Genomic DNA, 14163 nt, shown 5'->3' on the forward strand with positions numbered 1-14163 from the left:
AGCGCGGTTCGGCCGTCAGTGCCGCCGGACCGTCCGGCCGCCCGACCGCGAGCGCCGCCCGACCGTCAGTGCCGCCGGACCGTCAGCGGCAGCAGGGCCGCGGCGGTGGCCGCGACCGCGACCGTGGTCAGGGCGAGCGGCAGTCCGATCGCGTCGGCGAGGAAGCCGATCACCACGGGCCCGATCAGCATCCCGCCGTACCCGAGCGTCGAGGCGAGCGCGACGCCCTGCGGCCCGCCCGCCGCGCCGGCGCGCGCGATGGCGAGCGGGAACAGGTTGGCCAGCCCGAGGCCGACCAGGACGAACCCGCCGATGGCCACCGGCACCGAGGGGGCCAGGGCGGCGAGCAGCATGCCGGCCGCGGCGGTGAGCCCGCCGAGCAGCATCAGCCGGTTCTGGCCCAGCCGGATGGACAGCCAGGTGCCGCCCACCCGTCCGCTGGTCATGGCGAAGGCGTACGCGGCGTACCCGGCGGCGGCGGTGCCCGCGCCCGCGTGGACGTCGTCGGTGAGGTGGAGGGTGGTCCAGTCGGCGACGGCGCCCTCGCCGTACGCCGTGCACAGGGCGGTGAGGCCGAGCAGCAGGACCAGCAGTCGTACGTGCCTCCCGCCGGCCGGAGCGGTGGCCGGAGCGCTGGCCCGGTCGGGGGTCGGGCCGTCGGCCGGGCCGGGGGTCCGGTCCGGGGCGACCATCGGTGCGGCCGGGCTGCGCAGCAGGACGACGCCCGCGCCGACGGTCACGGCGAGTCCCAGCAGTCCGCCGAGCGCGAGCGCCCACGCGGTGGTCAGTCGTTCGGCGAGCAGTCCGCCGATGCCCGCGCCGAGCAGTCCGCCCAGGCTGTACCCGGCGTGGAAGCTGGGCATGACGGGCCGACGCAGCTGGGCGACCAGGTCGACGGCGGCGCTGTTCATGGCGACGTTGGCGCCGCCGTACCCGGCGCCGAACAGCACCAGCACCCCGCCGAGCGAGTACACCGAGTGGGTGTGCGCGGGCAGCGGGACGGCGAGGGCGAGCAGGGCCAGCGAGGCCACGGTGACCGGGCGCGAGCCGTAGCGCAGGCAGAGCCGGCCGACGGCCGGCATGGTGAGGACGGCGCCGACGGACAGGCAGAGCAGGGCCAGGCCGAGGGCGCTGTGCGAGGCGTTGACCTGGCTGCGGACGTCCGGGATGCGGACGACCCAGGCGGCGAACAGGAAGCCGTCGACGGCGAAGAAGGCGGTGAGCGCGAGCCGTGCGGCGCCCCAGGGGCTGTCCGCGACCGGGGGTGTGCTGCGAGACTGGGGGGAGGTCGGGTCGGCGTGGCGGTGGGAACTGATTTTGTTTCGAAGCGACACAAAGTCACAATAGGGGCGTGCAGCTCTCACCTTCAAGCCCGCGGCCCCGCTCCGGGACCGACGCCGACGCGCAGCGCGACGCCCACCGCCGCGCGGCGCCCGACCGCGGTCGGACGCTGCTCGGCCCGGCGCTCTCGCTCATCCACACCGGCCAGACGCCCACCCGGTCCGCGCTGACCCGCGCGCTGGACGTCACCCGGGCCACCGCCGGCGCCGTCACGGCCGAACTGGAGGCGCTCGGCCTGATCACCGTCGACTCCCGCCCGGCCGGCGGCGGCCGCGGCCGTCCCTCGCACCGGCTGGCGATCGACCCGCAGGGCCCGGTCGTGGTCGCCGGCCAGATCCACGCCGACGGGCTGAGCGTCACCCTGGCCGGACTCGGCGGACTGCTCGACCCGCCCGTCCACCTGCCGCTGCCCGCCGCCACCGATCCGGTCCGGATGCTGCGCGCCGTCGCCCAGGCCGGAGCCGAGCTGGCCCGCGCGACCGACCGCCGCTGCCTGGCCGCTTCGCTCGCGCTGCCCAACCCGGTCACCGAGCCGGACGGCACCGCGCTCGCCGCGCTGCACTTCGCCTGGCCCAGCGGCACCCCGGTCGCCGACCTCTACGACGTCGAGGTCGGCCGCGCCGACCACGGCCCGAAGGCCGTGCGGCCGCTGCCCGCCGTCATCGCCAACGACGCCAACCTCGCCGCCCTCGCCGAGTACCGGCACGGCGCCGGGCGCGGTGCCCGGCACCTGCTCTTCGTCACCTCCGGCCACCGCGGCGTCGGCGGCGCGCTGGTGATCGACGGGCACCTGCACACCGGCAGCGCCGGGCTCGCCCTGGAGGTCGGCCACCTCACCGTCGACCCGCAGGGCCGCCCCTGCGCGTGCGGCAACCGGGGCTGCCTGAACGCCGAGACCGACCCGGACGCGCTGTTCGCCGCCGCCGGCCTCACCCCGGAGCCCGGCCGCCCGCTGCTCGACCAGGCGCGCGAGCTGTGCTGGGCGGCCGCGACCGACGAGCGGGCGCGGGCCGCGGTGGAGCACGTGATCGACCGGCTCGGGCTCGGGCTGGCCGGGGTCGCCAACATCCTCAACCCGGACCGGGTGGTGCTCAGCGGCCTGCACCTCGACCTCCTGGAGGCCGCCCCCGACCGGCTGCGCGCGGTGGTCGCCGACCGCAGCCTGTGGGGGCGCAGCGGGCGGGTGCCGATCGTCGGCGCGGAGCTGGCGCACGGCGCGCTCGCGGGCGCGGCCGAGCTCGGCTGGGGGCCGTACCTCGCGGACCCGCAGTCGGTGCCGGTCTGACGCGGCGGGCGGGGCGGGGAGTGGTGCGGCGGGCGGGCCGCGAGGGGCGATAAGCGGAAGCTGGGTCTACGAAAACGGTCACTTATCGTGACTCTCGTACACTCGTAGTGAGCAGCGGGGGGCCGCAACGAGGGAGTACGTAACCATGAGCACCCAGTCCGGTGGGACCGTCGGCGCCGAACCGGCCGTCGGGATCGAGCCGACCGTCGACGTCGACCGCTCCGACCAGCAGTACCGCGACTGGCTCAAGGAGGCGGTGCGCAAGGTCCACGCCGACGCCAACCGCTCCGCCGACACCCACCTGCTGCGCTTCCCGCTGCCCGCCGAGTGGGGGATCGACCTCTACCTCAAGGACGAGTCCACCCACCCGACCGGCTCGCTCAAGCACCGGCTGGCCCGCTCGCTCTTCCTCTACGGGCTCTGCAACGGCTGGATCCGCCCCGGAAAGCCGGTGATCGAGGCCTCCAGCGGCTCCACCGCCGTCTCCGAGGCGTACTTCGCCCAGCTCATCGGGGTGCCGTTCATCGCCGTCATGGCCAAGAGCACCAGCCAGGCCAAGATCGACCTGATCGAGTTCCACGGCGGCGAGTGCCACCTGGTAGAGCGCTCGGACGAGGTCTACGAGGCCTCCGCGCGGCTCGCCGAGGAGACCGGCGGGCACTACATGGACCAGTTCACCTACGCCGAGCGGGCCACCGACTGGCGCGGCAACAACAACATCGCCGAGTCGGTCTTCGCCCAGCTGCGCCTGGAGCCGCACCCGGAGCCGGCCTGGATCGTGGCCACCGCCGGCACCGGCGGCACCTCGGCGACCATCGCCCGGTACGTGCACTACATGCAGTACGACACCCGGATCTGCGTCGCCGACCCGGAGAACTCCTGCTTCTTCGAGGGCTGGGTGAACCACGACCCGGACGCCGTCTGTACGAGCGGCTCCCGGATCGAGGGCATCGGGCGGCCCCGGATGGAGCCGAGCTTCGTGCCCGGGGCGGTCGACCGGATGATGAAGGTGCCCGACGCCGCCTCGATCGCCGCGGTGCGGCTGCTGGAGCAGGTGCTCGGGAAGAAGGCCGGCGCCTCCACCGGGACGGGTCTGTGGAGCGCGCTGCGGATCGTCGCGGAGATGCGGGCGGCCGGCCGGACAGGCAGCGTGGTCGGCCTGATCTGCGACCCGGGGGACCGCTACCTGGACAAGTACTACTCGGACGACTGGCTGGCCGGTGAGCGGATCGACATCGCCCCGTACCGGTCCGCCCTGGAGGACTTCCTGGCGGGCGGCGCCTGGACGGGCTGACGGGCTGACGGGCCGCCGGCTGGCGGGTGACGACTGACAACTGACGGATGACAACTGACAGATAACAGATTTCAAAATCTGTTATCTGTCAGTTGTCATCCGTCGCCCGTCACCCGCCCGCACCCCGCCGGATCACCGCCCGGCCGCCCGCGAGGTCGATCCCGGTGCGCTTCGGCGCACCGTCGTGCTCGTCGTCCCGCAGCACCAGCTCGACCCGGCGCTGCTCCAGCTGCGCCCGCTTGCCCGGGTAGAGCAGCGCGTGCAGCTCCTCCGTCGCGGTCGCACCGGCGCCGCGCCCGGCCGGGGCGGCGTGCCGACTGCGCAGTCGCCGCACCACCGCGCCGAGGAAGAACAGCACCACCAGCCCGGCCGGTAACAGCAGTCCGCCCGCGGCGCCCGTCAGAAGTGTTTCCATGACCGGCCCAACGCCCCGTCGCCGACGGGGAGTTCCCGTGTCGCCCCGCCGCCCCGCCGGCCGGCCTACGGCAGAGTTGCAGCCGGTAGGTCCGCCGGGACGAGCAGCTGCAGTTCCTCCGTGGACGGGTCGGCCAGCGAGGCCACCCGCACCGCGTGGCGCTCGACCATGGTCTCGAACACCTGCCGCGCGGTGCGCCCGTTGCCGAAGTTGGGGCCGCGCTCCAGTCCGCCGAAGTGGTCCAGCAGTGCGCCCTCGGCCGCCTCGGAGAGCGCGTACTCGTGCTCCGCGCACTGGGCCCGGGCGATCTCCAGGAGTTCGTCCGCCGTGTAGTCGGGAAAGGTGACGGTCCGTGAGAAACGGGACGAGACACCGGGGTTGGCGGAGAGGAAGCGCTCCATCTCGGCGGTATAACCGGCCACGATGACGACCACCTCGTCCCGGTGGTCCTCCATCAGTTTGACCAGGGTGTCGATCGCCTCGCGCCCGAAGTCCCGGGCGCCGTCCTCGGGGGCGAGGGCGTACGCCTCGTCGATGAAGAGGACCCCGCCGCGGGCCCGGTCGAAGGCGGCGGCGGTGCGGATCGCGGTGGAGCCGATGTGCTCGCCGACGAGGTCGACCCGGGCCACCTCGACCAGGTGGCCGCGCTGGAGCACCCCGAGCGAGGCGAGGATCTCGCCGTACAGCCGGGCGACGGTGGTCTTGCCGGTGCCGGGGGCGCCGGTGAAGACCAGGTGGCGGCGGAGCGAGGGGGCCTTGAGGCCGGCCTGGCGGCGGCGCCGGCCGACCGAGATCAGGTCGATCAGCGTGCGCACCTCCTGCTTCACCGTGGCCAGGCCGACCAGCGAGTCCAGTTCGGCGAGCGCCTCGTCGGCCGGGCGGCAGTCCGGGATCGGTGCGATCGTGGCCGTCGCCGGGGTGGCGGAGCCCGCCACCGGGGGGGTCGAGAGGGCGGTCAACACCGGTGCCGCCGTGGCGTGTTGGGCGGGCCTCGGGGCGGGCAGCTCGGGCCGTCCGGCGGTGCCCGGGCCGGCCGGGGCGGGCGGGGCCACGTCGTCCGAGGTGCACCCTTCCGCGACCGGTCCGGGCTCGGAGAACTCGAAGCCGGCCCGTTCGTTCTGCTCCGCCCGGCAGCGGGTGAGCTGGGTGCGGCACCCGTCGATGATGTGGAAGCCGAAGCCCTTGCCGTGCGAGACCCGGCAGTTCTCGAAGGTGCCGCGGCCCTGGGCCGAGACGTACACCCCGGCGTCCGTGCTGGCCCGTACGGTGCACTCGCGCAGCACCGGGTCGGCGCCCTTGGTGACGATCACCCCGGTGGCGACGTCGGAGATCTCGCAGTCGGTGAGCAGTCCGCCGCTGCCGTGGTCGCGGAACCAGAGCCCGGTCCCGGCCTCCTGCACCTGGCAGGAGGCGAGTGTGACGGTGGCCCCGCCGCTGACCGAGACGGCCGAGCTGCGGATCCGGCTGAACGAGCAGCCCCGGGCGACGGCCGCGGAGTCCCGGTCGAGGACGAACAGCGCGTCCGGCAGGTCGTACAGCGAGCAGTCGGTGAGGGTGAGCCGGGCGCCGTCGCTGACCCACAGCGCCGGGTACTCGCCGGTGGAGCCGTGGATCCGGCAGGACTCGGCGACCGCCTCGGTGCCCTGGTCCCAGACCGAGAGCGCGCCGCGCCCGAAGTCCCGCACGGTGCTGTTGGAGAGGCGGAGTTTGGCGCGGCCGCGCAGGTCGGCGCCGTTCTCCGGCAGGTCGTGCACCCGGCAGCCGGTGAGCACCAGTTCGGCCTCGCCGTCCAGGGTCAGGCCGTTGCCGGTGACCCGGTGGATGTCGCAGTCGACCAGCCGTCCGCCGGCCTGGGCCTCGGCCTGCACGCCGCTGCCGCGGATCTCGTAGATCTCGCAGCCGGTGAGCTCCGCGGCGCTGCCCGGGTCGGAGAGCAGCACGCCGGCGCCGGAGGCGTGGTGGATCCGGCAGCGGTCCAGGGCGGCGGTCGCCCCGCCGAGCACGGCGAGCCCGGCCTGGCCGGCCGCGGCGACCTCGCAGTCCTCGAAGGCGGCGGCGGTGCCCTCGCCGCGCAGCCGCAGCCCGAGGCCGCCGGGGTTGGCGACCACGCAGCCGCGCAGGGTCGGGCGGGCGCCGCCGCCGATCTCGACCCCGGTGGCGGAGCGGGTCTCGATCCGGCAGCCGCTGAACGCGGGCGTCGCCTGCGCTCCGGTGACCAGGACGGCCGGGGCGGAGCTGTCGCCGCCCTCGACCACCAGGTCGCGCACGGTCGCGGCGGCGGTGACGGTGATCGCCACCCCGGAGGCCGGTTCGATCCGGACGGTGCCCGGGCCCTGGGCCGCGACGATCGTCACCGGCTTGTCCAGCAGCACGTTCTCCCGGAAGGTGCCGGGCCGGACGGTCACGGTGTCGCCCGGCTCGGCGGCGGCCAGGGCCTCCGCGAGCGTGTCGTACTCGCCCGCGCGGCGGCGCCAGCGGGATGCGCTGTCCTGGGTGACCCGGACCCTGTGCTCAGCCATGACGGTCTGTCGTCCCCACCTTCGTCGTGCCGGCGATCAACGGGCCGTGGGCGCGGGGGTGCGCGGGCCGTCCGCCCACCGTAGCGCGCCCGGACGGGTGATCCGTCCGTCCGTCCGGACCGGCCGGTGCGCCCGCCCGGAGCCGCTCGGCACGGGCGGGCACCGGGGGCGCCCACCGCGGCCACAGGTTCCGACCACTTGCTTCAACGAGCGCGCACAGCCGGAGTTCCGTGCCGGCGGGCCGGAGGCCGCGCTCCGGGCAGGGCGCGGGAGTCGGGGCAGGGCGTGGTGGTGGCGTCAGCGCCGGTCGGCGGACCAGTGCGCCCCGTCCTCCAGGACCTCGACGTCGTCGCCGAGGCGCAGCGTCCCCAGCACGTCGCCCTCGACACCGGCCGGGCGCTCGGGGATCAGGTTCTGTCCGAACGCGGCCATCCGCAGCAGCCGGTGGTGCCGGGCCAGGGTGCGCAGCGGCTCGGGGCCGCGCCGCTCGCCGCTCTCCTGGTCGGTGGTGGTGACCACGCAGCGGCCGCAGGGCTTGACCACCTGGAAGGTGAGCGCGCCGATCCGGATCCGGCGCCAGCCGTCCTCGGCCCAGGGCTCGGAGCCGGCGACCACCACGTTGGGGCGGAAACGTTCCATCGGCAGGGTCTCGTGGCCGTCCGGGTGCTCGGCGGCGATCAGTTCGTTGAGCCGCTCCAGCGAGCCGGTGGCGGTGAGCAGCAGCGGGAAGCCGTCGGCCATCGAGACGGTGTCGCCGGGCCGGCCGTACTCCGGGTCGACGGGCCGGGCGCGCGGGTCGTCCAGGTGCACCAGGCGGTAGTCGCCGAGGCGGTCGGCGATCCACTCGTGGGCGTCCTTGGCGGCCTCGACGGCGCGGAAACGGGTGCCCCAGACCTCGACCTCGGCGATCGGGTCGCCGGCGTCGGCGGCGGGCGCGGCGACCTCGATCCGGGAGCCGTCGGGGGCGGTCAGCGCCAGTGCGCCGTCCGGCAGCAGGTCGACCCGGACCTGTCCGAGGGCGGCGTTCTCGCGCTGGCTGACGAAGCGTCCGGCGGGGTCGGCGAGCATCCAGCGGCGGTCTCCGGCCAGACCCCAGGGATGGACCGCGGCGCTGTCGGGGCTCAGGCGGTACATCGACTTGACGGGGTAGACGTGGAGTCCGGTGAGGTGCATCCCTCCATCCTGCCAGCAGCGATCGGGCTGGTCGCGGCCCCCGTACGCGCACGGACCGCCCGGTACGCCGTGGGGGGCGTTCCGGGCGGTCCGTGGATGACCCGTTCTCCGTTCGCCCGGCGTTCGGGGGGCGCCGGGTGGTGCTCAGGTGGTGCGGGTGGCGGCCGGTGGGGGCGGCCCCGTGGTGCGCTCGGGCTCAGTAACCCTGGCCCTGCGGCTGGTAGCCGCCCTGCTGGTAGCCGCCGGGCTCGCCGTACGGGCCCGGGCGCTGCGGCTGCATCGGGCGGACCGGCGCGACCGGCGCCATGGCCGGGCGCAGCTGGGCGCCGCCGAAGCTCTGGTCGCCGCCCTGGCCCTGGAAGCCGGGGCCGGCCGGGTTCTGGCCGCCGAAGGACTGCTGGCCGCCGAAGCCCTGCGGACCGCTCTGCGGGCCGCCGGGCTGGCCCTGGCCGAAACCGGCCGGTCCGCCGGTCGGCTGCGCGCCGAAGGTCTGCTGCCCGCCCTGGCCGATGAAGGTGTTCTGGCCGCCGAAGCTCTGGCCGCCGGTCGGCTGGTAGCCACCGCCGGCGGTCTGCGCGAAGGTCGGGGCGGCGGGCTGCGGTCGCTGGTACGGCTGGGGGGCGCCGTAACCGGGGACGGGCGGCTGCGGCGCGGAGGCGTACGCGGGCGCGGGCTGCGCCGGGATGTACGCCGTGGCCGGGCCGGCGGAGGGGCCGCTGCTCGGGCCGGGGCCCAGGGCGAGGCGGGCGGGCGGCAGCGCGGGGAGGTTGCTGCCGGCACTCTCGTACCCGTTGCCGTACCGGTTCTCGTAGGACTGGCCGAGGCCGGATCCGTAACCGGAGGACAGCGCCGGGGGCAGGGCCGCCGGCACGTTGATGGGTGCGATCTGGGGGACGCCGCGCTCAGCCACGAGGCTGTCGTAGATCGGCGTGCCGGAGGAGAAGGACGGAGAGGGGTAGCCGACTCCGTCGTAGGAGCGGGGCGAGGTCATGGGGCATACGGTAAGCCCACAATGCGCCTGCTGAGGAGAGCGGGAGGGGGAGCAGTTCGAGTGTTTACACAGTCTTCGCCCGCACAAAGGTTTCGAAAGTAGGAAGAACGGACATACCGGCGTTCAGTTCCGGACAGTCCTGGCACCCCGTCAGTGATCGAACAGCACCCGGACGCAGCCCCCGCAAGGCCTTGTGGTGACCGGCCGATGGCCGTTCGGGGACGCCGTGGAGAAACTTTTGCGGACAGGGCGTGCGCCGGCGCATTCGAGCCCCCGCCGACGGTCCGGCGGAGGCTCGTGAATGTTTGGGGAATAAATTTCCCGTCAGCGCCCACAGCGGGCGTTCCGGACGCGGTCCGGACGCGGTCCGGTAGTGGTCCGGCAGCGATCCGCACGCCGTCCGGATGCCATCCGGGGCGTCAGTGCGACTGCAGCGCCTGGGACTGCGCGGGCAGACCGGGCCGGGCGGCCACCTCGCTGGTGCAGAAGGAGCAGCGGGTCGCGGCGGCCGGGATCGAGCTCAGGCACTCCGGGCAGTCGGCCTTGGCGGCCGGCGCCGAGGCCTTCTCGAAGCGGTCCTGCAGCTTGCCGACCGGCACCACCACGGCGAAGTAGATGAGCGCGCTGACCAGCACGAACCCGATCAGCGCGTTGACGAAGAGGCCGTACGGGAACTTGGTGCCGCCCACCTCGAAGGTCTTCTGGGTGAAGTCGCCGACCGCGCCGGTGGCGACCCCGATCAGCGGGGTGAGGAAGGCGCTGACGAACCCGGTGACGACGGCGGTGAAGGCCGCGCCGATCACGATGCCGACCGCGAGGTCCACCACGTTGCCGCGCAGCAGGAAGCTGCGGAATCCCTTGAACACCGGGTGACTCCAAATCCGAACGGGGAAGGGGGAGATGGGGCAGAACGGCGGGAGCCCCGGCCGGACATCCTGCCGACCGGCGCGGGCCGAGGTCCAACCGCGTTCACCCGATCCGCGTAACCGGTCGGCGGCCCGGAGCGGGCGCGCCCGGGCGGGGCACGGGCCCTGCGCGTACCGGCCGTCCGGCCGCCCGCGGCCCGAGGTTGACCCGTTGGGGTGACGCGCGGGTACGCGCCGTCGATGCGAGCCGCCGGTGCGCGCCGTCGGTGCGGCCCCGTCGGTGCGGCGCCGGCGGCGTGAGCCGGTCCCCGACGCGGCGTGCGGGGGAGCGGAGGGCGGCCCTGTGGAGCGGCGGGGGGCGAGGCGGGGCGCACGGCGGTCGCAACCGGCGCACGACGGCGGGTCCTCAGCGCACACCGGGTGTACGGGCGCGGGCGCACGGGCCACCACGAGGTTGCGCGAAGGGGCTGTACCGCGCCGGGCGCTGTGCCAAGGTCGGTCCATGCCCGACCCTACGGCGGCCGATTCGGCCGGAGCCCGCCCGCGCGTCCTGCACCTGATCAGCGACGAACGCCGGGGCGGCGCCCAGAACTTCGCCCGTGACCTCCACCGGGAACTGCGCCGCCGGGGCCAGGCCTCCGCGCTGTGCGCGCTCGCCCCGCACCCGGCCGTACCACCCGCCCGACCGGGTGCGGGTGCGGCCGGGGTGTGCACCGCGGGGACGGTCGTCCCGGGGACCTGCGGCGAGGGCTGCCCCGACACCGCCCGGCTGCGTGCCGCCGCCGTCCTCGGCCCCGGCCGCCTGCGCCCGAGCACCCTGTGGGCGCTGCGCTCCGCCGCCCGCGCCGCCGACGTGGTGCTCGCCCACGGCTCCGACACCCTGGCCGCCTGCGCCCTCGCCCTGGCCGGCACCCCCACCCCCTTCGTCTACGTCTCGGTCGGCCACCCCCGCTACTGGACCGCCAACCGGCTGCGCAGGCTGCGCGGGGGCGCCCTGATGCACCGCGCCGCCGCCGTCACCACGCTCACCGACGAGGCGCGCGAGGTGCTGGAGGAGCAGTTCGAACTGCCCGGCGGCAAGGTCCGGGTGATCCCCAACTCCCGTGCGGCCGAGAGCTATCCGCCCGCCGACGGCCGGGACGACCGGCGTGCCGCCCGGCACGCCCTGGGCCTGCCCGCCGACGTCCTGCTGGTCGCCTGGATCGGTGCGATAGCTCCCGAGAAGCGGCTCGACCTCGCCCTCGACGTGCTCGACCGGCTGCCCGACGTCCGGATGGCCGTCGCCGGGGACGGCCCGCTGCTGGAGGCCCTGGCCCGCCACCCGGCCGCCGCCCGCGCCCACTTCCTCGGCCCGCTGCCCGACCCGGCCCCGCTCTACCGGGCCGCCGACGCGCTGCTGCTCACCAGCGACAGCGAGGGAGTGCCCGGGGCGCTGATCGAGGCGGCGCTGGCCGGGGTGCCCGCCGTGGCCACCGACGTCGGCTGGGTGCGCGAGGTGGTCCGGGACGGCGCCACCGGAGCGCTGGTCGCCCCCGGGGACCCGCTCGCGCTGGCCGAGGCGCTGGCCAAGGTGCTGGCCTGCAACCGTGCGGGCCTCGGCGCCGCGGCCCGGGCGCACGCGCTGGAGCACTTCGAACTGGGCGCGGTGGTGGACGACTGGCAGCGGCTGGTCGCCGAGGTGTGGGCGGGCGGCCCGCCGAGCTGAGCCGCGGCCCGGCTACGCCGTTCGGGCGAATCCGGGCCCGCCGCCCCGCACCGACTCGCCGGTAACGGGGCGTCGGCACCACACTGCCCGGTGTGAACTCGAAGTCGCTGCTGCGGTCCACCGTCCTGCTCGCCATCGCCGCCGGGATCGCCGTGTCACCCGTCCAGGCCGGTGCGGTGGCCCACCGATCCCCCTCCGAGGGAACGCAGTTCGTCAAGCTCGACCACCCGCAGCCGGTGCGCGAGGACACCCGCACCGAGGCGGTCGAGTTCTTCTGGTACGACTGCGGCCACTCCCAGGCGCTGGAGCAGCCGCTGGAGGCCTGGGCCGAGAAGCACCGCTCCGACGTCGCGCTCCGCCGGGTCCCGGCGATCTGGCCGGGCGGCTCGGACGAGGGCGTGCAGCGCGCTCACGCCCGGCTGTACTACACCGTGGAGCGCCTCGGCCTGGTCGACCGCCTCCAGGTCAGCGCGTTCCGCTCGATCCACACCGACCACGCCGACCTCACCACCGAGGCCGCCGCCACCGACTGGGCGGTGCGCCACGGCGTCGACGCCCAGCGCTTCCGCGCGGCCTACCGCTCCGCCGAGGTCGGGCGGTCGGTGGACGACGCGGCCGCCCAGTTCGTCCGGTACGGCATCAACGAGCTGCCGACGGTGGTCGTCCAGGGCGAGTACCGGACCTCGCCGACCAAGGCCGGCGGCGTCGGGGCGATGCCCGAGGTGCTCGACTACCTGGTGCAGCAGGAGCAGGTGAAGAGCCACCGGACCCCGACCGGCGAGTGACACCTGGTCAGCTCGCTCCCGCACAGGCCTATGCCTAACCTTTCAGATGCGCTTTAATGGTTAGCATGAGTGAGCTGACGATCCCCCAGGTCCACCACCGCCACGTCGACCTCGACGGTCTGCGCGTCTTCTACCGCGAAACCGGCCCGGCCGACGCCCCCGTCCTCCTGCTGCTGCACGGCTTCCCCTCCGCCTCCCACCAGTACGCCCGGCTGCTCGACGCGCTCGGCACCCGCTACCGCCTGATAGCCCCCGACTACCCCGGCTTCGGTCACAGCGACAGCCCCTCGCCCGAGACCTTCCCGTACCGCTTCGACACCCTCGCCGACGTCATCGAGCGCTTCTGCCTCGCCCTCGGCCTGGACCGCTTCGCGCTCTACGTCTTCGACTTCGGCGCCCCCGTCGGCCTGCGGCTGGCCACCCGCCGGCCGGAGTGGATCACCGGCCTGGTGGTCCAGAACGGCAACGCCTACGAGGAGGGACTCTCCGACCAGGCGAAGGGGTTCATCGCCAACCGGCGCGGCGTCCCCGGCGCCGAGGAGGCCGCCCGCTCGATCCTCACCCTGGACGTCACCCGCAGCCAGTACGAGGGCGGCACCACCGACCCGAGCCTGGTCGCCCCCGACGGCTGGACCCTCGACCAGCACTTCCTCGACCTGCCCGGCCGCAAGGACATCCAGGTCGAACTCGCCCTGGACTACTTCTCCAACGTCGAGCTCTACCCGGCCTGGCAGGCCTGGCTGCGCGCCGAGCAGCCGCCCACGCTGGTGATCTGGGGGCGCAACGACCCGTTCTTCATCGAGGCCGGCGCCCGCGCCTACCTGCGCGACCTGCCCGGGGCCGAACTGCACGTCCTGGACACCGGGCACTTCGCCCTGGAGGAGAAGCTGCCCGAAATCGCCCCGCTGATCGACGACTTCCTCGCCAGGACGCAGAAGTAGCGCCTTCGGAAGGGGAGTTCAGCCCCGGCGCAGCAGGTAGCTGACGAAGCCGAGCGCCCCCCGGTAGCCGTGCAGCCATCCGGTGCGGTGCGCGTCCGCGGCCTCGCGGGCGGCCGCCGCGTCCGGGTCCTCCGGGTGGTCCAGTGCCCACTCGGCCAGCGAACCCGTCCAGGAGAACTCGTAGTCGTCCCACTCGCGCACCGAGCTGACGTGCCCGTACACCGGTGTCCAACCCGCCGCGAGCACCCGGTCGGTGGTCGTCGCGAGGTCCGCGAAGACCTCCGGGACGGCGCCCAGTCCGTCCAGCGCGGCCCGGGACGGCTCCCGCTCCCAGAACCCCTCACCGACCAGCAACCGCCCACCAGGAGCGAGCAGTTCGCGGGCCGCCGCGAGCGTGGGCAGCAGTCCGTCGAAGGCGTGGGTGGCGCCCACGCACAGCACCAGGTCGAAGGGCTCGCGGTCGGTGAACTCCCGGGCGTCCCGGTGGTGCAGGCCGATCCGGCGCACCACGCCGAGCGCCGTCGCCGCCTCCCTCGCCCGGGTCAGCGCCGCGGCGTCCACGTCCACCCCCACCGCCCGCCAGCCCGGCCGCGCGGCCAGCGCCCGCAGCAGCCAGGCGCCCTCCCCGCAGCCGAGGTCCAGCACCCGGCCGCTGTCCCGCCCGCCCAGCGCGCGCTCCAGCAGCCGGGACACCGAGCCGTCCGACAGGGGCGCCGCGATCGGGCGGTGGGCATGGGCGAGCCGGGAGATCCGCTGACGGTCCATCCGAGCAGTATGGGCCCCGACCGGCCCGCCGTGCCCGCTTTTCCCCGCCTCGGGGATCACCTCGGGGCTCACCGCCCGGCTCA

Annotated in this window: 12 protein-coding genes; 5 read left to right on the top strand and 7 right to left on the bottom strand. The window is 74.9% G+C overall.

All coding sequences use genetic code 11. The annotated features are described in order from the left end of the window. Window positions 1–65 precede the first annotated feature (65 nt). Window positions 66–1334, bottom strand: a complete 1269-nt coding sequence (locus ACFV8H_RS24035) for an MFS transporter (protein WP_380403408.1) — start codon at window positions 1332–1334, stop codon at window positions 66–68. Window positions 1335–1351: 17 nt separating this feature from the next. Between ACFV8H_RS24035 and ACFV8H_RS24040 the strand changes: the two genes are divergently transcribed. Together ACFV8H_RS24040 and ACFV8H_RS24045 are read left to right on the top strand one after the other, a co-directional pair. Next, entirely contained in the window at window positions 1352–2626 is a 1275-nt protein-coding gene (locus ACFV8H_RS24040; RefSeq protein ID WP_375892374.1) for an ROK family protein, read from the top strand. 145 nt (window positions 2627–2771) lie between these two features. Continuing rightward, window positions 2772–3920, top strand: coding sequence for a PLP-dependent cysteine synthase family protein (locus ACFV8H_RS24045; protein ID WP_380403411.1), 1149 nt, complete (start codon window positions 2772–2774; stop codon window positions 3918–3920). Window positions 3921–4029: 109 nt separating this feature from the next. Here ACFV8H_RS24045 and ACFV8H_RS24050 read toward each other — a convergent pair whose 3' ends face one another. The 5 genes from ACFV8H_RS24050 to mscL all read right to left on the bottom strand — a co-directional run bounded on the left by ACFV8H_RS24050 (window position 4030) and on the right by mscL (window position 9884). Beyond that, window positions 4030–4335 carry a DUF6191 domain-containing protein gene (locus tag ACFV8H_RS24050; RefSeq protein ID WP_380403414.1) on the bottom strand — a complete coding sequence of 102 codons (306 nt, stop codon included), beginning with the start codon at window positions 4333–4335 and terminating at the stop codon, window positions 4030–4032. A gap of 65 nt (window positions 4336–4400) precedes the next feature. Continuing rightward, entirely contained in the window at window positions 4401–6854 is a 2454-nt protein-coding gene (locus ACFV8H_RS24055; RefSeq protein WP_380403417.1) for a right-handed parallel beta-helix repeat-containing protein, read from the bottom strand. Window positions 6855–7151: 297 nt separating this feature from the next. After that, window positions 7152–8027, bottom strand: a complete 876-nt coding sequence (locus ACFV8H_RS24060) for an MOSC domain-containing protein (protein ID WP_380403420.1) — start codon at window positions 8025–8027, stop codon at window positions 7152–7154. Window positions 8028–8223: 196 nt separating this feature from the next. Continuing rightward, the gene (locus ACFV8H_RS24065; RefSeq protein ID WP_380403423.1) at window positions 8224–9018 is read right to left on the bottom strand and encodes a DUF6643 family protein; all 795 of its coding nucleotides are present in this window, start codon (window positions 9016–9018) and stop codon (window positions 8224–8226) included. Between the two features lie 419 nt (window positions 9019–9437). After that, a complete protein-coding gene (gene mscL, locus ACFV8H_RS24070) occupies window positions 9438–9884 on the bottom strand; it encodes a large conductance mechanosensitive channel protein MscL (RefSeq protein WP_375892363.1) in 447 nt (148 codons plus the stop codon). Between the two features lie 502 nt (window positions 9885–10386). Between mscL and ACFV8H_RS24075 the strand changes: the two genes are divergently transcribed. The 3 genes from ACFV8H_RS24075 to ACFV8H_RS24085 all read left to right on the top strand — a co-directional run bounded on the left by ACFV8H_RS24075 (window position 10387) and on the right by ACFV8H_RS24085 (window position 13315). Then, complete coding sequence (locus tag ACFV8H_RS24075) at window positions 10387–11589, top strand: glycosyltransferase family 4 protein (RefSeq protein WP_380403426.1); 1203 nt, start codon at window positions 10387–10389, stop codon at window positions 11587–11589. Between the two features lie 92 nt (window positions 11590–11681). Then, window positions 11682–12374 (top strand): thiol:disulfide interchange protein DsbA/DsbL, encoded by a 693-nt coding sequence (locus ACFV8H_RS24080; RefSeq protein ID WP_380403429.1) that lies wholly within the window; start codon window positions 11682–11684, stop codon window positions 12372–12374. Between the two features lie 65 nt (window positions 12375–12439). Further along, a complete protein-coding gene (locus ACFV8H_RS24085; protein WP_380403432.1) occupies window positions 12440–13315 on the top strand; it encodes an alpha/beta fold hydrolase in 876 nt (291 codons plus the stop codon). A gap of 18 nt (window positions 13316–13333) precedes the next feature. On the opposite strand, the gene ACFV8H_RS24090 is transcribed toward ACFV8H_RS24085, so the two are convergent. Then, entirely contained in the window at window positions 13334–14080 is a 747-nt protein-coding gene (locus ACFV8H_RS24090; protein ID WP_380403435.1) for an SAM-dependent methyltransferase, read from the bottom strand. Window positions 14081–14163: the final 83 nt, after the last annotated feature.

The sequence above is a fragment of the Kitasatospora sp. NPDC059827 genome (assembly GCF_042731675.1).
In the GTDB taxonomy this organism is placed as follows: Bacteria; Actinomycetota; Actinomycetes; order Streptomycetales; family Streptomycetaceae; genus Kitasatospora.

What these genes read in the sequence shown, in the direction of transcription:
- ACFV8H_RS24045 (WP_380403411.1), top strand. Translation starts at nt 2,772, where the DNA reads ATGAGCACCCAGTCCGGTGGGACCGTCGGCGCCGAACCGGCCGTCGGG.
- ACFV8H_RS24050 (WP_380403414.1), bottom strand. Translation starts at nt 4,335, where the DNA reads ATGGAAACACTTCTGACGGGCGCCGCGGGCGGACTGCTGTTACCGGCC.
- ACFV8H_RS24055 (WP_380403417.1), bottom strand. Translation starts at nt 6,854, where the DNA reads ATGGCTGAGCACAGGGTCCGGGTCACCCAGGACAGCGCATCCCGCTGG.
- ACFV8H_RS24060 (WP_380403420.1), bottom strand. Translation starts at nt 8,027, where the DNA reads ATGCACCTCACCGGACTCCACGTCTACCCCGTCAAGTCGATGTACCGC.
- ACFV8H_RS24065 (WP_380403423.1), bottom strand. Translation starts at nt 9,018, where the DNA reads ATGACCTCGCCCCGCTCCTACGACGGAGTCGGCTACCCCTCTCCGTCC.
- ACFV8H_RS24075 (WP_380403426.1), top strand. Translation starts at nt 10,387, where the DNA reads ATGCCCGACCCTACGGCGGCCGATTCGGCCGGAGCCCGCCCGCGCGTC.
- ACFV8H_RS24085 (WP_380403432.1), top strand. Translation starts at nt 12,440, where the DNA reads ATGAGTGAGCTGACGATCCCCCAGGTCCACCACCGCCACGTCGACCTC.
- ACFV8H_RS24090 (WP_380403435.1), bottom strand. Translation starts at nt 14,080, where the DNA reads ATGGACCGTCAGCGGATCTCCCGGCTCGCCCATGCCCACCGCCCGATC.